The 25,951-nt window shown below is 40.8% G+C and carries 20 protein-coding genes; 16 read left to right on the forward strand and 4 right to left on the reverse strand.

Features of this window, described 5'->3' with window-relative positions; genetic code table 11:
- From Q0590_RS33490 to Q0590_RS33500, 3 genes are all read right to left on the reverse strand, one after another.
- Nucleotides 1-344: DUF6597 domain-containing transcriptional factor (locus Q0590_RS33490; RefSeq protein ID WP_366970684.1), on the reverse strand; the 344-nt coding region annotated here is incomplete at its 3' end.
- Between the two features lie 231 nt (nucleotides 345-575).
- The gene (locus Q0590_RS33495; RefSeq protein WP_302042036.1) at nucleotides 576-1,148 is read right to left on the reverse strand and encodes a putative glycolipid-binding domain-containing protein; all 573 of its coding nucleotides are present in this window, start codon (nucleotides 1,146-1,148) and stop codon (nucleotides 576-578) included.
- A 190-nt stretch (nucleotides 1,149-1,338) separates the two neighbouring features.
- Nucleotides 1,339-1,893, reverse strand: a complete 555-nt coding sequence (locus tag Q0590_RS33500; protein ID WP_302042037.1) for a DUF7010 family protein — start codon at nucleotides 1,891-1,893, stop codon at nucleotides 1,339-1,341.
- Nucleotides 1,894-2,531: 638 nt separating this feature from the next.
- Here Q0590_RS33500 and Q0590_RS33505 point away from each other — a divergent pair.
- The 5 genes from Q0590_RS33505 to Q0590_RS33525 all read left to right on the forward strand — a co-directional run bounded on the left by Q0590_RS33505 (nucleotide 2,532) and on the right by Q0590_RS33525 (nucleotide 8,688).
- On the forward strand, nucleotides 2,532-2,984 hold the full coding sequence (locus tag Q0590_RS33505; RefSeq protein WP_302042038.1) for a hypothetical protein: 453 nt from the start codon (nucleotides 2,532-2,534) through the stop codon (nucleotides 2,982-2,984).
- Between the two features lie 66 nt (nucleotides 2,985-3,050).
- On the forward strand, nucleotides 3,051-3,710 hold the full coding sequence (locus Q0590_RS33510; RefSeq protein ID WP_302042039.1) for a T9SS type A sorting domain-containing protein: 660 nt from the start codon (nucleotides 3,051-3,053) through the stop codon (nucleotides 3,708-3,710).
- 79 nt (nucleotides 3,711-3,789) lie between these two features.
- The gene (locus Q0590_RS33515; protein WP_302042040.1) at nucleotides 3,790-5,877 is read left to right on the forward strand and encodes a T9SS type B sorting domain-containing protein; all 2,088 of its coding nucleotides are present in this window, start codon (nucleotides 3,790-3,792) and stop codon (nucleotides 5,875-5,877) included.
- Nucleotides 5,878-5,981: 104 nt separating this feature from the next.
- Nucleotides 5,982-6,527: a hypothetical protein gene (locus tag Q0590_RS33520; RefSeq protein WP_302042041.1), complete on the forward strand. Its 546-nt coding sequence runs from the start codon at nucleotides 5,982-5,984 to the stop codon at nucleotides 6,525-6,527.
- A 412-nt stretch (nucleotides 6,528-6,939) separates the two neighbouring features.
- Nucleotides 6,940-8,688 carry an SWIM zinc finger family protein gene (locus Q0590_RS33525; RefSeq protein ID WP_302042042.1) on the forward strand — a complete coding sequence of 583 codons (1,749 nt, stop codon included), beginning with the start codon at nucleotides 6,940-6,942 and terminating at the stop codon, nucleotides 8,686-8,688.
- Between the two features lie 286 nt (nucleotides 8,689-8,974).
- On the opposite strand, the gene Q0590_RS33530 is transcribed toward Q0590_RS33525, so the two are convergent.
- Nucleotides 8,975-10,096: an AAA family ATPase gene (locus tag Q0590_RS33530; RefSeq protein ID WP_302042043.1), complete on the reverse strand. Its 1,122-nt coding sequence runs from the start codon at nucleotides 10,094-10,096 to the stop codon at nucleotides 8,975-8,977.
- A gap of 358 nt (nucleotides 10,097-10,454) precedes the next feature.
- On the opposite strand from Q0590_RS33530, the gene Q0590_RS33535 reads away from it, so the two are divergent.
- The 11 genes from Q0590_RS33535 to Q0590_RS33585 all read left to right on the forward strand — a co-directional run bounded on the left by Q0590_RS33535 (nucleotide 10,455) and on the right by Q0590_RS33585 (nucleotide 25,461).
- Nucleotides 10,455-11,963, forward strand: coding sequence for an RNA polymerase sigma factor (locus tag Q0590_RS33535; RefSeq protein WP_302042044.1), 1,509 nt, complete (start codon nucleotides 10,455-10,457; stop codon nucleotides 11,961-11,963).
- 261 nt (nucleotides 11,964-12,224) lie between these two features.
- Nucleotides 12,225-13,454: a serine hydrolase domain-containing protein gene (locus Q0590_RS33540; RefSeq protein ID WP_302042045.1), complete on the forward strand. Its 1,230-nt coding sequence runs from the start codon at nucleotides 12,225-12,227 to the stop codon at nucleotides 13,452-13,454.
- A 365-nt stretch (nucleotides 13,455-13,819) separates the two neighbouring features.
- The gene (locus tag Q0590_RS33545) at nucleotides 13,820-14,452 is read left to right on the forward strand and encodes an RNA polymerase sigma factor (RefSeq protein WP_302042046.1); all 633 of its coding nucleotides are present in this window, start codon (nucleotides 13,820-13,822) and stop codon (nucleotides 14,450-14,452) included.
- A gap of 170 nt (nucleotides 14,453-14,622) precedes the next feature.
- On the forward strand, nucleotides 14,623-15,672 hold the full coding sequence (locus Q0590_RS33550) for a FecR family protein (protein ID WP_302042047.1): 1,050 nt from the start codon (nucleotides 14,623-14,625) through the stop codon (nucleotides 15,670-15,672).
- A 24-nt stretch (nucleotides 15,673-15,696) separates the two neighbouring features.
- Entirely contained in the window at nucleotides 15,697-19,155 is a 3,459-nt protein-coding gene (locus Q0590_RS33555) for a SusC/RagA family TonB-linked outer membrane protein (RefSeq protein WP_302042048.1), read from the forward strand.
- A 25-nt stretch (nucleotides 19,156-19,180) separates the two neighbouring features.
- Nucleotides 19,181-20,689: a RagB/SusD family nutrient uptake outer membrane protein gene (locus Q0590_RS33560; protein WP_302042049.1), complete on the forward strand. Its 1,509-nt coding sequence runs from the start codon at nucleotides 19,181-19,183 to the stop codon at nucleotides 20,687-20,689.
- 116 nt (nucleotides 20,690-20,805) lie between these two features.
- Nucleotides 20,806-21,576, forward strand: a complete 771-nt coding sequence (locus Q0590_RS33565) for a 3-keto-disaccharide hydrolase (RefSeq protein ID WP_302042050.1) — start codon at nucleotides 20,806-20,808, stop codon at nucleotides 21,574-21,576.
- Nucleotides 21,577-21,656: 80 nt separating this feature from the next.
- Entirely contained in the window at nucleotides 21,657-22,997 is a 1,341-nt protein-coding gene (locus Q0590_RS33570; RefSeq protein WP_302042051.1) for a Gfo/Idh/MocA family protein, read from the forward strand.
- Nucleotides 22,998-23,094: 97 nt separating this feature from the next.
- On the forward strand, nucleotides 23,095-23,556 hold the full coding sequence (locus Q0590_RS33575; protein ID WP_302042052.1) for a cupin domain-containing protein: 462 nt from the start codon (nucleotides 23,095-23,097) through the stop codon (nucleotides 23,554-23,556).
- 102 nt (nucleotides 23,557-23,658) lie between these two features.
- Nucleotides 23,659-24,516 carry a sugar phosphate isomerase/epimerase family protein gene (locus Q0590_RS33580; RefSeq protein ID WP_302042053.1) on the forward strand — a complete coding sequence of 286 codons (858 nt, stop codon included), beginning with the start codon at nucleotides 23,659-23,661 and terminating at the stop codon, nucleotides 24,514-24,516.
- 96 nt (nucleotides 24,517-24,612) lie between these two features.
- Nucleotides 24,613-25,461, forward strand: coding sequence for a sugar phosphate isomerase/epimerase family protein (locus Q0590_RS33585; RefSeq protein ID WP_302042054.1), 849 nt, complete (start codon nucleotides 24,613-24,615; stop codon nucleotides 25,459-25,461).
- Nucleotides 25,462-25,951 lie beyond the last annotated feature (490 nt).

Raw genomic sequence — 25,951 nt, forward strand, 5'->3', positions numbered from 1 at the left:
ACATCTATCAATTGGTTAGCTACTTGGGCAACCCGAACTCCAAACAAAAGCGGGACAGCATGAGCATATATAGACACTCCAAACATTTCTGAAAAGCCACCTGTGTGGATCTGGCTAGGTGTCTGCGTATAGCCTTGAAAAGTAGCAAATACACTATTGCTGCGATGTACATTTTTAGGACTAAAAGCAAATACTAGCTCGGCATTTGTGTTGGCCGTCGAGTAATAGCAAAAGTAGTTTTGAACACCTTGCTTCCAACGACTCTGCCAAAAATGACTTACAAGCCCCTTGAGTTGTTTACAAGGTTGAGCCATTTCAAAGATGATGGTTTTTAAGCTTGTCATAAGGTATAGAGCTTAAACTGGTCTTCCCCAGAAGTAGTGTACAAAAAGTTAAGAGCTTTTGAAAAAGCTAAAGTTAAATTAATAGCTTACAAAAGCTTCGATTTGAGTTACATTTTTCGCCCCTTTGGCTTTACTTATAAAACAGTTTACTTATGCCCGGATTTCACAAAAGCTCCAACCCATTGCCTTTTGTAGTGGACTAGATCAAGCAGGTAAATATAGGGACCAATGTTAAATGTAATTACTTTCCAGTTGAGCTGCTCTAAGGAATAGCTGTGGATAATCCTCCACTAACCCTAGTGCATCAACAGTAATGACTGCTTCAAAATCATTTGGCACATTTTGATAATGGTACGTGGTATCGGACAGTCTTCGATATTGTTGTCGAACAGGCCTTATTTGCCTTTCCAATACATCAAGATAAATTACCCCTATCTGTTCTACCTCTTGGTGGTTTAGCTTCAGCCGGTTGATAGGTAAGCTGTTGGTAAAGGGGGTTAAGGGAATATCTATGTCTATACAGCCATCAAATTGGGGAACCGGTTTGCCCTTGCTCATCCACTTCCCCTGGCCATTCATTTGATAAGTGAAACGCTCGATCTGATTGCTATGCTGGCTTTTTACTTCAAAATATAAGGTCTGCCAAAGCTGGTTTGTCTCAATGCGGTACTCTACCCGATAAATTTTCCCCTCATAGCGGCCTACAATTACTGAATTGATCTCATAGCCTGTTTGTGTAGTAGTCACTAAACAGTTCTCTAGCGAATCATATTCCAGGCCGCGCCAAAGTATATTTGTTTGCATAGGTCTAAGTTGTAGTAAGAAGAGTAATGCAGGTATGCCATTGATCACAATTTAGTCAACCTTCCCCGGGATTGTAATAAAGTCACTTTTGTGAATCACTTTTACTAATTAACTGCATAAAAAAATGGAAGTTTCAAGAAAGGGGAAAATTCTATTACGTACTTATGCTCTTTGATTAAGGACTATCTGATTAAAAACTGTCTTCCACTCTATTGTTAGGAGAGTACTGTAAATAAAAAATAATGCCTGCAAACAGCATTTCTATGCCTCCTCCGAGGAATGCCCCTGTGTAAAAGGGTAAATCCAGGTACAAGCTCGCTATTCCTGCTAAAGCCAAACTCATCCCCAAGAGCCAATAAATACGCATGCCATAGAGGGTAGAAAAAAGCAGATATCGTCCGCCAATAATCAAAAGAAGGATAGGGAAGAACCAATTGGATCGAAGTTGAAATACAGCGAAAGCAATCAAGAGCCCCAAAAACAAGAGAAAGGTGCTTTCCAAGGCCAGCCTTGCTAAGGGATTGTCTTTTTGATGTTTCCCTGAGCGTTTCAGTACCTTAGACACTACAATGCCCAGTGGATGGATGAGCATGCCTCCTAAAAACAGACTCAGCACACTCATCTGCTCGGTGGAGAGTAGGGCAACAATGGCTGCCATGCCCCATACTAGGCTAGAGATCATCACTCCGGAAGCGCCTCCAACATAGGATTGACGCAAATCCTGTTGGGCATCTTTAAAATTCATTCGCTTGTTTAGTTAGCATCAGACATAAGATGAAGTGCCTTTAGCAAGCAAGAGCTAAATGGCAAAAAATAGTAATAAAATGCAAATAACCGTTGCTTTGCCAATTAAATCAATAGTAGTTGAATTGAATCTGAAAAAATAATCATACCTCCTTGTATAAACTATAGAGATAAGATCTACAAATCAGCCAAAGCAGGTTTTCAAGTAATTTTATTTCCCCCTTTCTTGATATTAAAGAAAGGTAGGGAAAACGGCAAAGAATGGAACTTATAACTTGTAAACCCAAATCTATCGCGTCTTCATCCTTTTCAATAATAGCAAAATACTTGTTATCTGTTTTTGTCAACTCATAGCTATACGAGACCACCCATGAAAATTTTGACTATAAAATACCTGGAAATGGGTATTGACAATTACATTTTTTACACCTACATTAATCTCTATCTTACCTTCTTTACTATTTTGCTTAACGTAGAGCTCTCTTAAGCAATCTATACTTCCACTATTGGTAACTTGATTAGCCCCATAATTCATGATATAAAGCTTCCTATACATAATGGGATGCCCAAGAAGGCATTGCCTTTTTTCTACAGAAAGCACAATAAATTTAAATTATCCACTCTAAGTTCAAACATTTTATGAAACAACTCTATTTCATTGCAATAGCTCAGAAAAGCGTTTGCAAACTATTAGCAGTAAGCGCCGTTATTTTACTCATAACTGCTGTTCAAACTTTTGCACAGTCTATTAATGGCGAAAGCAATCCCTGTCCTGGAACCACTTACAGCTATACATTTGTCGCAAGTGCCAGCGGCCCTGTTTGTTGGGGTACAGGATGGAGTATTTCCGGAGGCACGATCAGCTCTAGTAATGGGACAGTGGCAAATGTTGTCTGGAACATCGGAGCTACTTCGGGCTCCATTACAGTCTCCTACTACTGCTCAAATGGTACTAGTGGAAGTACTACCAAATATGTAACTATTCGGCCACAGTTGCGGGTGCCTTCCATTAGCGGCTTTGCAGGTATTTGTAGAGGGGGCACCAATACATACAGTATCTCTGCTGTATCCGGTGCCGTTTCCTATACATGAACACTTCCTAGTGGTTTAACTTCAAGTGGTCAAACTACAATTACTACCAACAATTTATCTATAAGTGTGCTTGCTTCTACTTCAGCACCTACTGGTTCCGCTACTATCAATGTTACACCAAATGGAGGTTGCGGGTTTAACGCCACTACCAGCCGGACGATTACTATAGAAGCTGCCCCGATTCCTGCCAGTAGTATCCGGATCTATAAACAAGGTTTTTCTACTACTGATACCTATATGTGCCCCAGTACTACCTATACCATCCGGGTAGATGCGCCTACAGCCCGCAGCACCTCCAACTGGACAGTAAGCGGAAACTATATCAATTATTATATCGGGACAAATTTTGTGGATGTAACTACTACCTCTACCTTCTCTTATCTGAATGTAGGGGTAACAGTTACCAATTCCTGTGGGCAAACGACAACCCTTAGCCAGAACTTCTTTAAGGGGTATAGTTGCCCTGGCTCATTTATGCTGGCAGAAGAAGATGTAACGGTTTTCCCCAATCCGGCCAGTACAGAGGAGGTAACTGTAGAGTGGCCAGACTCGGTTGAGGTCAGATCGGTGTCTTTACTGGATAAATATGCCCGTACGCTTGACAAAGTGGAGCCCAAGAAAGAGAAAGCCACCTTTAAGGTAAATAAATTGCCTGCCGGTGAGTATTATCTGCATCTATATGTAGGAGAAGCCATTATCAAGAAACGGGTACAAGTGAAAAAATAAACAGGTTATATTGAATTTATCAACCTATCTGAAAGCATGGGAGTTTTCCTTCAGATAGGTTGATGCTAGTTAAATGCGTATGAAGCAATGTAATTTAGTATACATTTTCCCACTGCTAATCTTTCTCTATTTTTTCTATCAACAAAGGGCTTTCTCTCAAAAACAAGCCAATATTTGGTATTTTGGTAATAAAGCAGGGATTGACTTTAACACTTCTCCTCCTGCTCCAGCATTAGGCAGTGCTATGGAAGCAATTGAAGGAAGTGCCACCATGTGTGATAAAAACGGAAACCTGCTTTTCTATACCAATGGGCAAACCGTGTGGAACCAGAATCATACAATTCTTACCAATGGCATTGACTTATTTGGCAGTTTCACTTCTACCCAGGCAACGTTGATTGTTCCCCAACCGGGAAATGATTCGATTTATTACATATTTACTACTGATGCTTCTGAAAGGGAAGAGGTGCTTACCAACCGGGGACTTCATTATTCGGTAGTCAATAGCAAGCAGGGGGCAGTAACGCAGAAAAATATTTTGCTGCATGCCACTACCACCGAGAAATTAACGGCTGTGCGGAGTTCAGATTGTGGTGTATGGGTGATTACCCACCCTTTTGGGTCCGATGAATATTATGTATACAAGGTCTCCGCTGAAGGAGTGAATATCACCCCAGTTATCTCTAAAGCAGGATTGCCTCATCAAGGAAATCTTGACTATGCAAGAGGACAGTTAAAAATATCACCGGATGGAAAACGCCTAGCTTGTATAATAGCCGGAACTTCCTTTGATGGGTCTCTGGAATTATTTGACTTCGATGCCAAGACAGGTAATATTTCTAATGCCAGAACACTGGATATACCTGCTATAATTGATGGTATCTTAAACTTGTATGGGGTGGAATTTTCTCCGGATAACACGAAATTATATACTGCTAACGAAAATAAACTATTTCAATATAATTTATTGGAAAATAGTCCGGTACCCAAAGAAGTAGCTAGTTTAAACAACTCGGGTTTCTTTGCTTTACAACTCGCCCCTGATAATAAAATTTATTGTGCTACCTCAAGGATTAAGGAAGTGCTTAGTGTCATTAACGACCCTAATAATGTCGGCACTAGTTGTAACTTTAAAGAGAACCTTTTTGATTTAAAGGGCAGAGTTGCTAATATTGGTCTAGTTAATTTTATACAGAGTTACCTCCATCCCTATCAGCTAAGCAGCGAAATTACTGTAAGCAATGCCTGTATGGAGGAGGAGGTAACTTTCTCCGGCTCTGCTACGGATACAGATGTAAGCTGGGAATGGGATTTCGGCGATCCAGATTCAGGTGATAGCAATAGGAGTACGATCCAACAGCCCACGCATGTTTTTAGTAAACCGGGCAGCTATACGGTTAGCTTACAGGCCACTAATGCTTGCGGTGAGTCGGCTGTTACTAGCAAACAAGTAAACTTATTTGCAGATCCTGTGATTAATTTTGCTCAAGATACGCTCAGTCGCTGTTACAATGAGGTGCCGGTAGAAATTACGGTTCCCACCTATGCGGGTACTACTCTTAAATGGGCACAAGGCCAGGTAACCGCTTCCATCCGGGCAGATAAAAGCGGGTGGTACAAAGTAACGGCCTCTAACCCCTGCCGCACCCGGACCGATAGTATTTACCTACATATTACCCCACAGGCTACTGCCTATCTGCCCGACGATACCATTGTCTGTGATGGCAACTTCGCCATGCTGGATGCAGGCAACGCGGGAGCCGCTTATCTGTGGAACACCGGTGAACGCACCCGCAGCATCCGGGTGGACAAAGCCGGCAAATACTGGGTAGAGATACAAAATAGATGTAGTGCGGCCATAGATACAGCTAACCTGGTATTTATCCCTGAAGAAGTAGGAAGCTTTACCACCAATGTATTTACCCCCAATGGTGATGGAGTAAACGATACCTTTGTTAATTATGTCATTAATTCTCCCGGCTACCGGATGCAGATTGTCAATAGGTGGGGCAAGGAAGTGTTTTCTTCTACGAATGCTTTTAAGTATTGGGATGGCCGCATACAGGAACAGGAAGCTCCGCCAGGTGTGTACTTTTACTTTATAAGCACACAAGATTGCCGAGGTCAGCCCTTACAGATCCGGGGTGCCGTTACCTTGCTGCGATAGCGAATCTGATGACTTTAGGCGTATGGCTGTCCCAAAGCGTTTTAACCGTCTGTTTGGCTAATCCCACTACCTGTTTTCAATTTTTATATTTACTTGTATCCCTTATGGTAAAACAAAATTACACTTACTTGTTCTTGTATATAGGGCTGTTTCTTCCCCTAACCTGCTTTGGACAAACAGAGAAAGGCAGCAAACTGCTTGGTGGCAGCGGAAGTATACAGTTTTATGATCCGTTTATGATCAACCTATTTCCAGATGTTGGTTTCTTTGTAGCAGATCATCTGGCTTTAGGCAGCGGCATTCCGGTTAGTTTTTCTACAGACAGCCGCACAGACTATGTCTCGCTGGGCTTGTCTCCGTTTGCCAGGTATTATCTGGGCCAATCTACCCTTCGCTATTTTCTGGCGACCGAAGTGGGGTATCGTCACACTTGGAACACTTTTACATTTGGGCAGGATAAACTGCAACAGTCATATAATACCTGGGATATCCGTGGAGGGGTAGGAGCTGTGTATTTTATTACAGAGCAAATAGGTTTAGAGGCATTGCTGAGTTATGGTACATTCCGGACGTATGTAAGCGGAGAAACGATCCGTAATCGGCTAAACTTAACAGTGGGTTTTCAGATTTATTTGCCGGCAAAGCAGTAAGGCCTTATATTTTCCTCTGTTTCTATCAGCAATAAATGGTGATTGGGGTATGTCAGATTCCCTTTTTTTGACAGAAGTCGAGAAGAAAAATATAGTTGAATCAAGAGGCAGTTGCCTTATTTTTAAGTTTCAAATAATGGGCAGTTACCGTAACTCCCCCTTTTTGTGAATTACTAGGCAAGCCATTTGACCATGAAGTAAATATTTCTTCTTCTTAAACTCTGTCCGAACAATAGGGGGCCTGACAATTATTACTGGTGAAAGTAAAAGCCAAAAATCCAATGACCTCTGCTAAAATATTATCAATAGTTTAGATTTTGTGTTTCTGCTTTAGGTAAATTAGTAAAGAACTTATTTTCGCATTTCATTCATGTCATTAATTTAGCGAGCACTGGGACTGATTACATAAAGTATGCTCACATTAGAGAATTTTGAAACGCAGATTTCCTCTGCCATTCTGCAAAGGGGAAAGCAATATTACCAAAACCAGGCAGTTGTGTCTCTGGAAGAAACCGGAGAAAACACATGGCAGGCCCAAGTAGAAGGTTCCCAAATCTATCAGGTAGAGCTTACCCTCAAAAAGGGCAATGACATCACCGACTATTTCTGCGATTGCCCTTATGATGGGGAAACCTGCAAACATGCCGTAGCGGTGTTTTTCGCACTAAGGGAGCAGATGCCTACAATAAAAAGCAAGCTAAAAGAAAAGAAGTCTGCGAAAAATATTTTTGAAAACCTGCTGCAAAGCATCACTGCCAAAGAATACCAGGATTTTATCCGCCGTTATGCCCAAACACATAAAAACTTTAAAACGGAATTTGAACTATACTTTGCCTCAAAAGACGAGCGCATAGATGTAGCCAAAAAATACGAAGACCTGGTCAGTAAAATGATCCGCAAGCATAGCGACAGGGGCTTCATAGACTACCGTGCCTCCTTTACCTTAGCAAGAGAGGTGGACAAGCTGCTTGGAAATGGCTCTGAGTTTATCAATAAAAATAATTTCAAAGACGCCTTTACCGTAAGCCGGGTAGTTCTGAAAGCCATGATGGAGGCAATTATGCAGTCTGATGATTCGGCGGGCAATCTGGGCGGAACTATTTTTAATGCTATTGAACTCCTTGAACGTGTGGCTGAGGTAAAGGAAGCTGCCATAGAACTGAAAGAACAGCTGTTTGATTTCCTGAAAGAAGAACTTAGCAACAAAATTTATTTTGATTATGGAGACTTTGGTTATCAGATGCTGGATATTTTTCAGAGCCTGACTATACAGCTGAATAAAAGCTATGAATTTCTACAATTTATAGATGCACAACTCCTGCAACTCACCGGCCGTTATGATGACTATCACAGAGATACACTCCGCACGTTGAAAATTGAATTTCTGCAGGCAACCGGCAAGACCATAGAGGCTCAAAAAATGGTGCAACAGAACTTAGAAATAGTAGAAGTGCGGCAGGGTGAAGTAAATAAAGCCATTGAAAAAAAAGACTATGTAGAAGCCAAAAAGCTGATTGGGGAGGGTATTGCCATAGCAAAGGGTAAAGACCATCCGGGAACGGTAGCTGCCTGGGAGCGGGAACTTTTACGTATTGCTTACCTGGAAAAAGACACTGCCACTATCAGGCACTATACCAGGCACTTTGCCTTTGACAGGGGCTTCACTCAGGAGTATTATAAACAATGGAAAGCCACCTACAATCAACAGGAATGGAAGCAGGTCATAGAAAAACACATCAGCGATACCATCAAATGGGTAACGGACAAGTGGGCAAATGATAAAAACAAATTCTGGCACCCGCTTCATCCGCCCTTGCTACAGCTACTGGCTCCCATCTATATTCAAGAACAGTACTGGGAGGGGTTGCTGGCACTGGTGCAAAAAGAAAACCAGCTGGAAACCGTGTTACAGTTTCATACCCATTTAGCCCCTCATTACCCGGACGAATTATTACAAATTTACCTGCCTATGTTCGAGAAGTACGGACAGAAAGCCGATGGCCGCAGCGCTTATGCAGATCTGGCAGGGAAAATGATACGGGTGATGAAAGATATTCCGAAAGGAAAAGATAAAATCAAAGCGATTGCTCAAAATCTCAAAGAGCAATTTCCCCGCCGCCCTGCCATGCTCGAGGAGTTGAACAAAGTTTTGAGTAATTAAGCTTCAGCCGTTGGGCAAGTGAAGTGCTAGGCACAATTACTAATAAGTTTGTTGGCATACAAGTGAAATAAAGTGTATTGCCTAGGAAAGAATAGAAAATGTTGATGAACAGATAATCCCTATCTTAATTCTAGTCATTGGTAAGGTCAAAATATCTTAGAAGCCAAACACTTATTTCAAGTCAAGATGAGCAATGGTCTTTAATTTAAGTTTCTCTAAACTGGGATTTGTCTTTACCTACACTTAGAGATTTGCTAAAACAGTTTCTATCATTTATTTGTGGAGGTTATAACCTTTCCAGCCATCTGGCTAAAAATATATCATATACGAAATATTTGCCTTTTTCTTCATAGACCATTTGTTTTTCTATCAAAGCTGTTAAGGCTGTTTTGACACTACTGGCTGCTGAAAGTTTATATTTTTTAATAAAGTCTCTCCCCGTAGGCATCTCTACCTCATCCTCTTTGGCTATGGCTTTTAGTAGATTCCACTGTGTATCTGTCAGTAGGTTACGATAATTGTAGTACAGTGCTTCATTTTCCTTTAAGATGCTCAGCAGAACTTCTTTCATTTGAGCAGTATCTATTTTTTTCGATCCACTGCCATACAGCTTGTTGCAGACATATTGTACATAAAAGGTATGGCCTTTGGTCCACTGAAGAATATCTTCTATATGTTTTTGTTTGATTTCACGTCCTGCCTCTTTAAAATGCTTTTCTATAAAAGAACTATATTCCTCGGAGTTAATCTTCTCCAAATGCATGAGCTGTGTACTTTGGTAGAAGGGACGGCTATGATTGCCAGACATGGAAAGTAATAAATGGGTATGACTTCCCGAAAAAATAAAATTGACATGAGTAAGCTTTTGAATCTGAGCTCTTAGTAAAGCCTCTGTATTGCTTTGCGGATAGTAGAGAATTTGTTGAAACTCATCAATGGCGATCACTACTCTTTTGTTCTGGTCTTGTAGATAAGCAAATATTTGTTCGATCGTTTGTGTAGCTTCTTTTTCTGTTTCTATGCCAAACTCCACATTGGGTTGACCAGTTAGCGGATCATAGGTAATTTTGGGTCTGAGAGCAGCAAAGAACTTTCCTACCTTGCTCAGCATTTGTTCAGGTTTGGTATCCATTCTGCCTATGATGGCTTTTCCCAGTTGATTGATAAACTCATTAAGCGTAGCTGTTGCCATAATATCTAGATAAAAAAAGCTTACCTCTTTTTGCTTTTTCAGCTCATGGGATAAATGAAAGATCAGTTCGGTTTTACCTATTCTTCTGGCTGCAAACAGGGTTGTGTTGCGTTGGTTTTGTAGTGCCGAGAGAAGGGCAGCGGTTTCTTGGTGGCGATCACAGAAATATTGGGGAGAAATATACCCTGTGATTAGGAAAGGATTAGTAGGTTTCATCAACTATATTATTACGTACTTTGCGTAACGCAAAGTACGTAATAATATGACAATGCTAAATATAAAAACAAGATAAATTACTTGTAGTTAAAATAATTCCCCTTTCTCGAAACTGAGTATATAGTCTGAATATCCCAATTGGTACTTGATTGCTTCTCAGGATTATTGTTTTTGCTATCGCTTTGAGGATAAGTAAGTGAGTTAGCAAAGGTTACCTACAAATTTCTCATCTAGTAGGCAGTAAACCTGAGGTATTGTAGTAATCTTTAGGTGATAGCACAATCCCACTCGTAAATTTTACTAAATTCACTGCCACTCTTTTGAAGGAAATGCATCATTAAAGAAAATCTCTTTCAACTTGATTGACTCAACAGAAAAGTTTTGGGATACGATCTACCGCCAAAACATTAGAAAACTGACCGGGATCTGTTATCGATATACGGCCAGCTACCCTCTAGCAGAGGACTTGGCCCATGATGCTTTTCTTAAAGCCATGGATAAATCTGCCAGTTTCCAAGGCAAGGGATGTTTCGAGGCTTGGCTCAGACGCATTGTGGTAAACCATGTGCTGCAATACTTGCGTGAGAGGAAGAATAAAACCTATATTGATGTTTGCATGCAGCCTGAAAGCAGCATGGGACTCATAGAAGATCCTCCTCTAACTGCCATCTCATCCGAAGAGATGGATTTCTCAGAACAAGAACTGTTGGAAGCAATCAATACTTTACCAGAGCATCATCGGCTGGTATTTAACCTGTATGTGCTGGCTAACTTTACCCATGCCCAAATTGGGCATGCCTTGGGCATCAGTGCAGGCACATCCAAATCCCATTTAGCCAGAGCCCGCAAAAAGATAAAGCAAGTTTTAGTAGAAATGGTTAGTAAAAAACGGGATAGAAAAGATCGAAAAAAAGCACTTTTATGGTTTTTTTTTCCCTATAAGCTTGTAAATATTGATAAGCTATGTCAGCAGCAGTTTGAGCACTTCCAACTACCTTCGGGTAAAGACCTATCCTTAGCTCCCATTCATTCTAGAGGACAGCTAATATCGACAGTAAAGCTAAGTACAGTTTCAACCTGGCAGTATGTGATGGGAATCACCTGTGTTGGCATCATGGCAACCCTTATATTTTTTGGATTCCATTCATTTCCATGGCAGAACAACTTACCTACCACCTTTGCTGAAACAACTTTTGTTGAACAGCATAAACACATCGATATGGAGCATGAAAAAAGCAAAGAGTTGAAAGGAGGTGAGACCAAACAAAAAGCGACAACTATCCATGCTCAGGAAACTAATTCTCTCCGTTCTGAAGCAGTTACTGCCACCCTTTTTCCAGATCGCATCATAGCTAATAAAAACCTTAAAAATAAACCTATGAAAAAGGCAGATTCTTTAGCGATTATGTTTCTTCTCTCATCGAGTATCAGGATTGATTCACTCGCTCAACCGGATTACAAAAAAGCTTTTCAAGAACCTATCCAAACTCAACTTCTTGCCCAGAACTTCCGGCCCATAATGGCCTCTTATAGTATCGAAAAGGGGAAGACAATTGGCAAAAGTGAAGGGGAGCAAGGAACATTCTACGCATCCAGTCTCCTGTGGTCAAGTGAGAATAAGGAAGTATATCTACAAGGGAAAGTGAGGGTTAGGTTTAATAAGAATAATTTTGAAGGAGATGGATCTTTTTCCTTTTTAGGCCCGGTGCAGTTGTTGATGATTAATGATCAGCCAGCCACCTTGGACGCTACTGTAGCGCTTTCTAATCAAATCTACAAGATTAACAGATTAACTAGCAGGCAAGCAGTTCAAAAATATGGGGAAAAAGGCCGGCAAGGGGCTGTAGAAATCTCTTTTGACGAGTAGAAAAGCTCGGATTCTAAAGGGTTTTGCCCTTATAAGTTAATCAAACCTCCTTTAAATAGTCGCTTGAAAAGAGGAGTAAATGGGCATGAAACGCTTGGTTAAGGCTGAATAGATTTGTTATTTCCCTTTCTATGCTATCAATAAGTTTTAACAGACAATCATCTCAAATATGGCTTTAAGCAAACAAGCTAGAAATATTGGCATGGCTATACTTTATCATCCTATCCCTTTAACATCCTATTCCCTTAAATAAATTATTCTATGTCCAACTCGACAATCAAGCTTTTAACGCTTTGCCTCCATATCCTCTTTCAGCTAAGTAGTGTCAGCTCTCTACAAGCGCAATCTCTGCAAGCGCAATCTCTGCAAGCGCAATCAAAATATGATTCGGTGGATAATTCTATTAGAAACTTTATGGCTGAGAAGAAGATACCTGGCTTTGCCGCCTGTATGGTAGAGGATAGCACCATCATCTGGTCAAAATCCTATGGACTAGCGGATATTGCAAGGAAAATACCCATGAGCCTGGATGGCATCCTCAACATAGGCTCTATCTCTAAAACCTTCACGGCTACGGCTGCCATGCAACTCTGGGAAAAAGGTCTGCTTGACTTAGAGGCCGACATAAATGTGTATTCAGATATTACTATTAGAAATCCCAAATATCCTGATCAACCCATTACCCTGTTTCAAATTTTAACCCACACCTCCTCTATTATAGATGGAAAAGCCTATCAACATAGTTATTCCTGTGGAGACCCCACCGTCTCACTTCAAGAGTGGATCAATGATAATTTAACTACCGAAGGCAAGTATTATGATGGAGGAAATAACTATGGAGATTGGCCTCCTGGGAGCAAAGATAGCTATTCCAATGTTGCCTTCGGCCTTTTGGGATTGATCGTTGAAAAAGTGGCTAAACAGCCATTCAATCAGTATTGTAGGGAGCATATTTTCAAGCCCTTGGGTATGAAAAATACCGGATGGTTCTTGCATGAAATAGATACTTCAAAGCATATCAAACCCTATGCGTACGTTTCCAAAGAAAATAGAAATGCTCTATTGAAGAGTAAACATTTATATGTAAAGGGGGCTAATTTTAAAGCAGGTAGTTTTGTAGAACACTGTTTGTACAGCTTTCCAAACTATCCTGATGGCCTTGTTCGTACCAGTGTAAGGGAGTTATCCTTATTTCTCACTGCCATGATGAATGGAGGAGAGTTGAAGGGCAATAAAATATTGAATAAAGCAACCCTTGATAAGATGTTATCGCTTCAAATTAAAGGCAATCCCTCTCAAGGATTAGTTTGGCATACCTTTGAACCATTGGCTGACACCACAACCTTATGGGGCCATACAGGTGGTGATCCGGGAATTATAACATATCTTTTCTTCCATCCCACTGAGAGAAAGGGGGTGATAACTTTTCAGAATAATGCCACTGATGAAACAAGTGAAATTGTAAAACAATTGTATCTGATAAGTAAATGATCATGATACAACATATGGTTAAATTAACTCCCCCTTTTTTATTCCTATACAAAGTAAAATTGGTCAAGAGGGGAAGGTAATAGTTTCCATTATTTTCCCCTCTTGACCATATAGCAAGTTTCAGGAAAGGGGAAGTTAAATTAACCGTAAGGCCACCTGTTTTTGGACAGAAATAGAAAATAAATAATAGGATTTACTCTATCAGAAAAGATAATAATAGTTGAAGTTTTAAATAACGAAGCTATACTAATACGATAAACCTTCAAATAAAAACTTTGTAATGTTATAAACTTTATATTTTCCCTTATATTAGCTTAGCGAAAGTGAGATTTTACATGCATGGAAGAATTTTTACTAGGTAATAAATGGACAACTCTTTCTCTTCCGTTAGTGATAAAGATTTATGGCAGCAATTTAGAAATGGAAGTGAAGAAGCCTATTCTTTCATGTATGAGAAATATGTACCTGTCTTGTACAGTTATGGATACAGAATTTATCCGAATGAAGAGGTTGTAAAAGATTGCCTACAAGATTTATTTGTCACGCTGTGGCTTAGCCGGCAAAACCTAGGTGCAACTGACTCCATTAAGTATTACTTGTTCCGGTCTTTGCGCCGCGAGATTGCTCAGAAAGTGAATGCTGATCGTACCTTTACTAAAACCTCTTCTCCTTTCATCCGGAATACTGAAGCATCCTTTGAAGATCAATTAATAGAAGTAGAAGAAAACTCTTTGCAAAGTAAAGAGTTAGAGGTGGCACTCTCTTACCTCTCAGACCGCCAAAGAGAGGCTATTTATCTCCGGTTTTATCAGAACATTAGCTTTGAAGAAATTGCCAGTATCATGGGTATTACTCAGCGGGCAGTATATAAGTTAATTTACCGGGCAGTAGATATTCTTAAAAAAACATATACCCCAAAGCCCACGCCTCCCTCTGCTTTGCCAACCATATCTCTAATTACAACTGCTATTATTATCCAGTTGGTCTTACACCCTTAAGATTCTAAAAGAGTTTTAAAGAGATCATTCTGAGGTGATTGTAAATTTTTGAAAAAAAATTACAAAACGTGGGTCATTTTGTAAGACTTTCCTCTTTGTACATTAAAAGAAGAAAAAATTGGATTATACTCCGGTTGTTCTTCTTATTACACCAATGCCTTTCATCGATTATGCCGTACGACCAATTTACGCTTCATGATTTTATACTAGATGATTTTTTCATTGCGTGGGTAAAGTCGCCTGAGCCTCAGTCAACTATTTTCTGGGAAGACTGGTTGATGAAACATCCTGAAAAAAGAGCTTTAGTAGAAGAAGCCCGGCAGTTGGTGCTTACCTTAAGTGATCCTGGGAAGGAACTTGGTGAGAGAGACAAAAAGCAGCTATGGGAAAACATAAATAAAAAGATTCAGGCACAAACATCTGCAAAAGTAAGCAAACAAGAAGTAGCCGCACCCCGGCATAGCCTTTTTAAATGGTTTTTTACAGGCAGAGTGGCAGCTTCCATTATTGCCATACTTATGTTGGCAGCTTGGATAGGCTGGATGAGTATGCATAATCACTCGTCCACTGTACAATTTACTACAAAATACAGTGAAATTAAGAATATTGCCTTACCTGATGGTTCGCAAATAACTTTAAATGCTAATTCTACCCTGCGCTATTCATCCGAATGGAATGAGCAAGAGGACCGGGAAGTACAATTGACAGGCGAAGCATTTTTTGATGTACGCAAAAAGCCCGGTAAAGGGAATGCCAAATTCATTGTACATAGTCAGGGTCTAGACATTGAAGTATTAGGCACCCAGTTCAATGTAAATAACCGCAGAGATAGGGTAGAAGTAGTATTGCAGGAAGGAAAAGTGGGTTTATCGCAAGTTGGAAACAAAGGTTCATCGGTTACCATGGCACCCGGAGACTATATAGCCTATTCGAATCAAGATAGCCGTATTCTCCGAAAAAAAGTGAATCCGCTGTTATATTCTTCCTGGAAAGAGGAGGAAACGGTATTCGAGGAAAAGCCTTTGTATGAGATTGCAGAAGTATTAGAAGATACAAAAGGAGTAAAGATGGTCTTCCTGAATGATTCTCTCAAAACACTATCATTCACCGGCACCCTTCCTAACAACGACATAGACGCATTTCTGATGGTGCTGTCTAAATCGTTCCGGATAAATGTAAGCAAAGAAGGAAATCAGATTATGCTTCAAAAAAATAAATAAATTCTATACCTAATCTTTACCACTATGATAAAAAATGTAAGTCCGAAAGGACTGTGGGTAGCCCTTTTACTTGTAAGTATAGGTCTTGCTCCGGTCTTTGCACAGCCTGTCGCATTTGCACCACAAATTCCTCCCGATCAGCCTTCTCCCATACAACAGCAGGCAAAGTCTTTAAAAATCGTTCTGGAGCAGATACAGAAGGAACAGAAAGTGCGGTTTAATTATAACAGCGATGTGATCAGAAACAAAACTGTTTTAATGGATCCAGCTACCATTACTATCCATAACTTGGAGCAATCCATGAATCAGGTATTAAAGCCTCAGGGATTAACTCTGGAGAAAGTAGGAGATAAGCGATATGTGATTTATGCGTCTCAAACCTCCACAAAAAATTCTACTAATGTATCAAGCCCAACAGAGAATTTAATACATGCCATTGAACCTATCAATGTTTCTGGAAAAGTTACAGACGATCAGAATGTAGGATTACCAGGGGTGAATGTGCTGGTTAAAGGAACAACAGCAGGCACTACCACCGATATTGATGGTAACTATACTATTTCGGCTCCGGATGGAAAAGGAACTTTGGTGTTTTCTTTTATTGGGTATACGACCAAAGAGACTCCTATTGAAAACCGGACCACCATTAATATTCAGATGCTTCCGGATGTAAAAGCGCTAAGTGAAGTAGTAGTAGTAGGATATGGTACACAAAAGAAAACTGATTTAACAGGGGCTATAGCTTCTATATCGGCAGATAAGATCAGAAATAAAGTGGCTGTGTCCTATGGGGAGGCTTTGGTAGGTCAGATGGCAGGCGTACAGGTACAGCAAACCAATGGTGCGCCAGGTAATGAAGGATTAAGCATCCGGGTCAGAGGTACAGGCTCTATTACAGCAGGCATGTCGCCACTCTACGTCATTGACGGATATCCGATGGAAGGAAGTGCCTTTTCTTTAATTAACCCTTCAGATATAGAGAGTATTCAAGTGCTGAAAGATGCTTCTTCTACAGCCATCTATGGTTCTAGAGGGTCTAATGGAGTAGTAATTGTGACTACCAAAAAAGGAAATATTGGGCCGCCAACTATCTCTTTTAATACTTATGTGGGTGTTCAGCAGGTAGCGAAGAAAATCGATATGATGAACAGCCGGGAGTATCTGGAATTCTTTAAAGATGGCCACAATCAAGCCTGGCTAGACAGAGCGCCTATGGCTGGTGATCCTGCCCATACCATCTACGACAGTAATGAGATGCGCCAGAAGTACTCCAATTCCAACTTCTATGTTATTCCCGAAAGTTTCAATGACCCCAGCAATTTTGCAGAAGTAGACTGGCAGGATGAGATGTTCAGAAATGCCATAATGCAGCGGCATGAATTATCAGTCATGGGTGGGGTGGAGAAAACACGGTATTTGATTTCAGGAAGCTATACCAATCAGGAAGGGATATTAATTAACAGTGACCACAAACGCCTGAGTCTGAGAAGCAATCTTACTTCTAACATTAGTAAAAAGCTGGAAGTAGGCCTGAACATCAGTGGATATTTCTCAGATAACAATAATCTGGATAATGGAAAAGATAGCCCGCTTGCCTATGCCATCTACCTTCCGCCAATCTACCCGGTTAGAAATGCAGATGGTACTTACGGTTCACAAGTCCGCAACCACGAGATATGGGCAGGAGACGTGGCCAATCCTGTAGGAATTGCTGAAAATATCACTAACTATACCACCAAAAATGGCATTATTGCTTCTGCCTATGGACAGTATGAAATTATAGAAGGATTAAAATACAGGCTAAGCCTCAATGGAACATTAGACAACCGGCGTTTACAGTATTACCGTCCTTCTTTTGTAGATACTGATGGTTCAAGAGCACCCAAAACTGCCGATGCCCGCAATGAAACCTGGCTAGACAGAGATTGGCTGATTGAACAAACCCTCAACTACAATAAAACATTTGCTGAAAAGCATGCATTTGGCATATTGGCCGGATATACCGTTCAGAAATTTTATGGAGAGTATGCCCGTGTAAATGCTCAGAATTTCCCTAACGATGTAGTACGTACCATCAATGCCGGACAGATAGTAGGTGGCAGCAATACCCAAGTTGCCAATTCATTGATTTCGTATCTAGGACGTATAAACTATTCTTATGCGGATAAATATCTACTTACGGCTAATATCCGTACAGATGGTTCTTCCAAATTTGGATCAAATAACAAATGGGGTACATTCCCATCGCTTTCCGTAGGCTGGCGTATCAAAGGCGAGCCCTTTATGGATAACATCAGCCAGATCACGGATATGAAATTGAGAGCCAGCTGGGGCTTAGTAGGGAACAACCGGATTGGTGATTACGATGCTATAGCCCGTACAGCTACCAGCTATTATGTCTTGAATAATGCCTTGGTTAATGCAGTAAACCCTAGCTCTATGCCTAATCCTAATTTAGGCTGGGAGAAGACCCGCCAGTGGAACCTCGGTTTTGATCTTGCCTTATTTAATGGCCGGGTTCAGCTGGAAACTGATTTTTACAACAGCCGATCTGTGGATTTATTGCTGAATGTGCCTGTTCCTACGCTTACCGGGTACACCTCACAATTTCAAAACATTGGTCAGGTTGAAAATAAGGGAATGGAGTATTTGCTGAGAACGCGCAATCTGGTAGGTAATTTCAAATGGTCCAGCGATTTTAATATATCTTTTAACCGGAACAAAGTACTCGCGCTTGGGCCAGATAACCGTCCCATTTATGCAGGTGCAGCGAATGCAGGCAATACCTTTATTACAACCATCGGCCAACCTATTGCTACCTTCTATGGCTATTTGTACGATGGAATATTCAACGACCAGGCAGAATTAGATGCCAGTGTGCATCTGCCAAACGACCGTCCGGGCGATCCTAAATATGTAGATTTAAATAATGATGGCCTTATCAATGCCGATGACAAAACATTTATTGGCAATAACCAGCCTAAATTCATTTACGGTTTAAACAATGATTTTGGCTATAAAAACTTCGATTTGAATATTCAGCTGACTGGTTCCTATGGTGCTAAGCTGTTTAGCTTCTTCAACCGCATGGTAGGCATTTATCATGGCGACCGCAATGGACTTTCATCACTCAATAACCGCTGGCGCTCGGAAGAAGAACAAGGAGATGGATATACGTTACGGGCCAACCGTGATCCTAAAAGCCTTCAGAAAGAGCCATCCAGCTTTTGGGTGGAAAACGGATCTTTCCTGCGGATCAGAAATGTATCTCTGGGATATACATTCAATGAAAACCTGCTGCAAAAGATAAAAATGAAAGGTTTACGAGTATATGTAACCGGACAAAATCTGTACACCTTCACCAAGTATCCTGGTTTCGACCCAGAAACAAGTAGTGAAGGCGCAGGCTTATCGCGTGGAGGCGATTACCTGGGGTATCCAGCTGCCCGGACACTCATTGTTGGGTTGAATGTGAGTTTTTAATCAGTAGACTTTCAAAATATAATATATGAAAAAGATATTAATCATAGGAATAGTTGCCTGTTTTTTACTATCCTGTAAAAAAGACTTCATTGACCTGCAGCCCATTTCAGACATGAATGCAGGAACGTTTTATAAAACCGAACAAGACATGAATCAGGCGGTCATGTCGCCGTATGCATCCTTGCGTAATTTATACAACCAGCCTCTTATTTATGTAGGTGAAATCCGTTCGGATAATACCACCTTTTCGTGGGTCCCAGGGAACTCTAAGGACATGACCTCTATCGATAACTTTGGAGATGTACTGCTTTCGGATAATGCCAATGTTCTGAACGTATGGAATAACAGCTACAACACTATTCTGCGGAGCAACATTGTGCTGGATAAAATCGATCCTGTTCCTTTTAAAGATGAAAACCTAAAAGCACAATACAAAGCAGAAGCAAGATTCCTTAGAGCCTTAATGTATTTTTATCTGGTACGTGTATTCGGTGACGTGCCTAAGGTTGAGCATGAACTCACGGTACAGGAGGCTTATGCCATAGGAAGGACTCCAACAGAAGAAATCTATAACTTTATTGTAGAAGACTTACAGTTTGCTGAAGCCAACTTACCTGCCAGTTATGCTGCCGTTGATAAAGGCCGCGTTACTGTTGGAGGAGCCAAAGGTTTGCTGGCTAAAGTATACATGACCATGGCTGGCTATCCGCTGAAAAAAGGAGCTTCTCATTATGCCTTAGCAGAAGCAAAAGCATTGGAAGTAATCAATATGAGCCAGTATTCCTTGGTGCCAGATTACAAGGCTTTATTTGATGTCACGAAAGAGAATAGTTCGGAGTCTTTGTTTGAGATACAGTACAAAAAAGGAGGTACCAGTACTGGCAGCCCCTGGAACAACGATTTTGCACCCCGGTTCTCCAATAGAGAGGTAGTTCTAGTGGGAGATAAAAGCGGATTTAATGCACCTACTCCCAATATGTCTGCAGCTTACGAAACCGGAGATCCAAGAAAATCCATATCCATGAGTGATGGCTATGTATCTACAGCCAATGATCAGTTCATTAATGAGAAATATGTAAAGAAGTATTATGATGTTTCTTTCAGCGGTTCTGATAATGATAATAACTGGATAGAACTCAGATTAGCCGATATTTATTTACTCTATGCGGAGGCATTGGTACGGCAGAACAAACAGCAGGAAGTAGCCCTTTCTTACCTGAATAAAATTCGTGAAAGAGCCCGCAACAGCACTGGAGGTAGCTCAGACGTTTTACCTGACTATGCCCCTTTCGCTTCCGATGCTGAATTATTACTGGCTATCGAAAAGGAGCGGCGTGTGGAACTTGCCTTTGAAAATCACCGGTGGTTTGACTTAGTCAGAACAGAGCGTGCCAAAGAGGTGATGGTTGCAGAACAGCAAGAACAAAATGCCTTTAATCCGGCCTCCTGGAGTGACAATATGTTATTATTCCCTATTCCACTTCAGGTGATTCAATCCAACCCTGAAAAGATTAATCAAAATCCGGGGTATTAATCGTAAAGCGTAAAAGCTTCAAGGGCTTGTTTTATACAAATTAGACATCTATTATTAACGACATGCAAATAAAAAATCTATTTTATAAAAAGGCCTTCCGTACCTGCAGGCATATTATGGCAGGTACACTCCTGCTAAGCGGAATAGTGTGTACCCATGTGATGGGGCAGGGAAGTGCTCAAACGCAAACTGGTAAAAAAAAGCAGGGCGGGCAGTTAAATACATTAACGGCTAAAGAGCAAAAAGAGGGATGGAAATTATTGTTTGATGGAAAATCTACGGAGGCATGGACAGGCACTAAGGGCAACGGTTTTCCGGAGAAAGGCTGGGTGATAGAAAACGGTATACTCACTGTTCTGGGCTCTTCTGTAGGAGACCATAGCAGCGGAGGTGATATTATCACCAAAGATCAATATGGCAGTTTTGAACTATCACTGGAATTCAAAATTCCAGAGGGAGCCAACAGTGGCATTAAGTATTTTGTAGTCAATGACTTTCCCAATCAGAAAGGCAATTACCTGGGTATGGAGTACCAGATCATTGATGATTCCCGTCATGCAGATGCCAAGTTAGGGGTAAATGGGAACCGAACAATGGCTTCTTTATATGATATGATTCTGGCCAAAAACAAGCAGGCAAAGCCTATAGGGGAATGGAACCAGGCAAAAATAGTAGTGAAAGGAAACCATGTAGAACACTGGTTGAATGGAAGCAAAGTGGTTGATTTTGAACGGGGTAGCGATGAATTTCGTCAACTGGTTGCAGCCAGTAAATACAAAGATTTGAAGGGTTTTGGTGAGATGGCTCAAGGGCATATTCTTCTGCAAGGCCATGGAGATACGGTTCACTACCGGAATATAAAAATCCGAAACTTACCAAGTTCTTAATGCTAACGTGAAATACTTTTTAGAAAAGTAGATACCTTTAATCACAGATCACACAAAAGAAAATCTAAAATTCGAATATTATGCAAGAAGAAAAAGATAATTCTCGTCGGGATTTTATAAAAAAAGCCGGATTAGGAACCGTAAGCCTGGCATTGGGGATGTCGGCAAAAAGTTATGCCAATATACTAGGCGCCAATGAAAGAGTCCGCATAGCCGCTATAGGTGTAAATGGACGGGGGAATGGTATGGCAAAAAACTTTGCCAAGCAAGCCAATTGTGAAGTAACGTATATATGTGATGTTGATTCCAATGCCATGGCTAAAACGATAGCAGGTGTAACGGAGGTGTCTAAAAAGAAACCTAAAGGCGTAAAAGACTTCCGCACCGCCCTGGATGATAAATCATTGGATGGCGTGTATATGGCTACTCCAGACCACTGGCATGCTCCTGGTGCCATTATGGCCTGCCAGGCTGGTAAACATGTATACGTTGAGAAGCCCTGCAGCCACAATCCATATGAAGGCGAACTATTGATAGAAGCAGCAAGAAAATATAACCGGGTGGTACAAATGGGTAACCAGCGGCGTTCCTGGCCAAAAATCCAGGAATGCGTAAAGGAATTACAAAGCGGTGTTATTGGCAGAGCCTACTTTGCCAAAGGATGGTATACCAATAACCGTAAGCCTATTGGCGTAGGCAAACCTGCAGCTGTTCCTGCCAGTCTGGATTATGAACTATGGCAAGGACCTGCTCCCCGCCGCCCATATCAGGATAACATTATCCATTATAACTGGCACTGGTTCTGGAACTGGGGCACTGGAGAAGCCTTGAACAATGGTACCCATGAAATTGATGTGATGCGTTGGGGATTAGGCGTAGATTATCCTACACGGGTTACTTCTGCTGGTGGCCGCTATGCCTATCAGGATGACTGGGAAACACCCGATACACAAATTATCACCATGGATTTTCCAGGAAGGATCTCTATAGAGTGGGAAGGCCGCAGTTGTAATAACTTTCCTATACAAGGCAGTGGCCGTGGGGCCATTTTCTATGGCGACAAAGGTACTATTGTTACCACAGGAGATAATGGCTACACGGTATATGATCTGGCCAATAAGGTAGTAAAAGAGGTGCAGGACGAAGTAAAGACCAATACCATTGATCCTGCCGGTCCGGGAGACAGATTAGATGCTTTTCATATCAGTAACTTCCTGGAGTGTGTGAAAAGTGGGAAACGTCCCAATGGCGATATTGAAATTGGCCATAAGAGTGTGCTCCTGTGTCAATTGGGAAATATTGCCCAGCGCACTGGCAGAGTATTAAATTGTGATCAAAAGAACGGACATATTCTCAATGACAAAGAAGCTATGGAGTTGTGGCGGAGGGAATATGAGAAAGGTTGGGACATTACTGTATAACATAGTATAACAGCTACTGATCAAAAATGTTTGCCCTATATTTTCTGCATGGCAAGCATTCATTCAAAATAAGACTCCATACCATCTAAAATCATATATGATTACTAAAAGAGACATTAGTGTTGCCTGGATTACCGGATGTGTTACCTTGATGATGGTAGGATTTGCACAATCACAGAGTAACATCATGCAATCATCCATCTTTAACTGGGATGATATTGAAGCAAAACCATCTAAAGTAGGAGAGGTGCGTACATTTTTTCGTGCCCCCACGGCTACCCTGGATGAGTTGGAGTGCCATGTAACTACTTTAAATCCGGGAGAATCATCGCATCCTCCGCACAAACATCCGGAAGAAGAAATTCTTATTATAAAAGAAGGAACCGTGGAATCCCTGGTGAACGGGCAGTTAAAACGGGTTGGGCCAGGATCGGTAATTTTTCAGGCTTCTAATCAAATGCACAGCATTCGCAATGTGGGAGAAACAAAGGCTACATATCATGTATTCAGCTGGCATTCTCCTGGCACACTGAAAGACAAAGGAAAAAGTAATAAGTAAAGTATAAGTACCTCCCTTTTTACAGTTCTTATTTATGTAAATTGGCAGCAATCCCAAAAGGTTATAATCAAATAATTAATCGTATACCCACCAATACATCCCATGCTAAAACAAATTTTTCTTGTCTACTCTTTCCTAAGTATAGCCGTCCTTCCCTCTTTGGCGCAAAAAAACAAAAAATCATTTCCTGCCGAAATTGGCATGGTATCCTATACCTACCGCAACAGTTTTTCGAAAGATGTAGCCAAGACGCTGGATACCATTAAAATATTAGGCATCACCGATATGGAGTTTTCTAATTTATTTGGAAAAAAGGCAGAAGAGCTTCGCAAATTATTAGATGAGCGGAATATTAAATGCTCTTCTTTTGGTGTTGGGTATGATGACTTAGTGAATAAAACGGAAGAAGTAGCTGCCAATGCCAAAACCTTAGGCGCCAGTTATGTACGCGTAGCCTGGATTCCCCATAAAGCACCCTTTACCCTGGAAGTGGCAAAAAAAGCCGTTGAAGATTTTAACCGGGCAGGAAAAATACTAAAAGAAAAGCATGGCTTAACTTTCTGCTATCACAATCATGGCTATGAATTTCAGCCTTATGAAAAGGGTAGCTTCTTTGATTACATAGTTCAGCAAACTGATCCTAAGTATGTGAGTTTTGAAATGGATATCTTATGGGTTTTTCATCCCGGCCAGGATCCGGCTCAGTTGCTCGATAAGTATGGCAAACGTTTTAAGCTTATGCACCTGAAAGACCTGCGCAAAGGCGTGAAGGGAGATTTTTCCGGGCAGACTCCAGTAGAGAATGATGTAGCCTTAGGTACTGGTCAGCTTGATTTGCCTGCTATTCTAAAAGCTGCTCAGAAAGCAGGTGTTGAACACTATTACATTGAAGATGAATCTCCTAACATCACGAAACAAGTGCCGCAGAGCATTGCCTATTTGAAAAACCTGCAAATGTAAGCTGCTACTTAGCATAGATTTACTATGGATACCTATGAGAAGCGGAGGAAGTTTTTAAAAACACTGATGGCAGTTCTAGTAATAACATCAGCACGTATGTTACCGGGCAGCCAGGTAGCTTATTCACAAGATAAAGCTATGAAAGCAGGTGGTCATAAACTAAAGATAAGTCTAAATGCCTATTCATTTAATGATCCGCTGAGTAAAGGAACCATGAATTTGGATGACCTTCTTGAGTTTTGTGCACAGCATAATTTTGATGCTGTAGATCTGACAGGCTACTACTTTCCCGGCTATCCGGATGTTCCTTCTGATGAATATATTTATCATATTAAACACAAAGCTTTTCGTCTGGGCTTAGACATCAGCGGAACTGGCGTTCGAAACGACTTTGCAGATCCGGATGAAAGTAAACGAAAAAAAGATGTAGCATTAGTTAAAAATTGGATAGAATGTGCTTCAAAAATGGGTGCACCAGTCATTCGCATATTTACGGGTAAACAAATTCCGGAAGGATATTCCTGGGACCAAGTGTTTAGCTGGATGATGAAAGACATCAATGAATGTATTGAGCATGGAAAAAAACACGGCGTGATAGTGGCTATGCAAAACCATGATGATTTCATTAAAACAGCCGATCAGGCAAAGAAGGTTATTGACACAGCCCATTCCGATTGGTTTGGGCTTGTATTGGATATAGGCAGTTACCGGACATATAACCCTTACAAAGAAATAGAAAGTACGGTTCGCTATGCCGTAAACTGGCAAATAAAGGAGAAAATATTTATCAATGGCCGTGAAGAAAAACCAGACTTAGCCAGAATAATGCAAATTATTAAATCTTCCAATTACCGGGGATACCTGCCTATTGAAACTCTGGGAGCCGAAGATCCTAAAGTAACCGTGCCTCAATTTTTAGCTCAGGTCAGGAAGGCATTGGTTTAATTGACAAATCTGCTATGGCTTTAAGCTAAAGGAAAAACATTCCTATAAGCAGAGATAGGTAAAAAGTTATTCATTACTTTTATATCATTCCAATTGAAAAAATTACAAGCCTGTTGGCCTCTATGACCCCTCCTTTTTCGAATAGAAGTTGGAGAGTAAAACCGTGACCATTATGGGCTTAAAATTTTGTAGTTACCCGAAAGGGGAGGTTATTTTAACTCCTCCTGGTTTCAAAACCAAGCTGGATCTCTAATATGTTATTGAGCCATGTAAAAACTTAAGTGAATAATTAAATCTACATAAGCTTTTGCTCTACAAACGCATCCCTAAACTTCAAGGCTTGTATTTAGAAAAAAAGCATATCGATTAATGGCTCTATCTAGCAGTTCCTCATCTGGATTGTTGGCAGGATCAAACCAAGCTACTTCTAGCCTTTTTTTTTGTTTATGTGTAGAAAGTTTCCAAAGTCCTAGCACTTCTCCATTCACCA

The sequence above is a fragment of the Rhodocytophaga aerolata genome (assembly GCF_030503435.1).
GTDB classification, from domain to species: domain Bacteria; phylum Bacteroidota; class Bacteroidia; order Cytophagales; family 172606-1; genus Rhodocytophaga; species Rhodocytophaga aerolata.

Bases quoted from the DNA above. Each gene is read 5' to 3' on its own strand.
- Q0590_RS33495 (WP_302042036.1), bottom strand. From the start codon at position 1,148: ATGCAAACAAATATACTTTGGCGCGGCCTGGAATATGATTCGCTAGAG.
- Q0590_RS33500 (WP_302042037.1), bottom strand. From the start codon at position 1,893: ATGAATTTTAAAGATGCCCAACAGGATTTGCGTCAATCCTATGTTGGA.
- Q0590_RS33505 (WP_302042038.1), top strand. From the start codon at position 2,532: ATGAAACAACTCTATTTCATTGCAATAGCTCAGAAAAGCGTTTGCAAA.
- Q0590_RS33515 (WP_302042040.1), top strand. From the start codon at position 3,790: ATGAAGCAATGTAATTTAGTATACATTTTCCCACTGCTAATCTTTCTC.
- Q0590_RS33520 (WP_302042041.1), top strand. From the start codon at position 5,982: ATGGTAAAACAAAATTACACTTACTTGTTCTTGTATATAGGGCTGTTT.
- Q0590_RS33525 (WP_302042042.1), top strand. From the start codon at position 6,940: ATGCTCACATTAGAGAATTTTGAAACGCAGATTTCCTCTGCCATTCTG.
- Q0590_RS33530 (WP_302042043.1), bottom strand. From the start codon at position 10,096: ATGAAACCTACTAATCCTTTCCTAATCACAGGGTATATTTCTCCCCAA.
- Q0590_RS33540 (WP_302042045.1), top strand. From the start codon at position 12,225: ATGTCCAACTCGACAATCAAGCTTTTAACGCTTTGCCTCCATATCCTC.
- Q0590_RS33545 (WP_302042046.1), top strand. From the start codon at position 13,820: ATGGACAACTCTTTCTCTTCCGTTAGTGATAAAGATTTATGGCAGCAA.
- Q0590_RS33550 (WP_302042047.1), top strand. From the start codon at position 14,623: ATGCCGTACGACCAATTTACGCTTCATGATTTTATACTAGATGATTTT.
- Q0590_RS33555 (WP_302042048.1), top strand. From the start codon at position 15,697: ATGATAAAAAATGTAAGTCCGAAAGGACTGTGGGTAGCCCTTTTACTT.
- Q0590_RS33560 (WP_302042049.1), top strand. From the start codon at position 19,181: ATGAAAAAGATATTAATCATAGGAATAGTTGCCTGTTTTTTACTATCC.
- Q0590_RS33565 (WP_302042050.1), top strand. From the start codon at position 20,806: ATGGCAGGTACACTCCTGCTAAGCGGAATAGTGTGTACCCATGTGATG.
- Q0590_RS33570 (WP_302042051.1), top strand. From the start codon at position 21,657: ATGCAAGAAGAAAAAGATAATTCTCGTCGGGATTTTATAAAAAAAGCC.
- Q0590_RS33575 (WP_302042052.1), top strand. From the start codon at position 23,095: ATGATTACTAAAAGAGACATTAGTGTTGCCTGGATTACCGGATGTGTT.
- Q0590_RS33580 (WP_302042053.1), top strand. From the start codon at position 23,659: ATGCTAAAACAAATTTTTCTTGTCTACTCTTTCCTAAGTATAGCCGTC.
- Q0590_RS33585 (WP_302042054.1), top strand. From the start codon at position 24,613: ATGTTACCGGGCAGCCAGGTAGCTTATTCACAAGATAAAGCTATGAAA.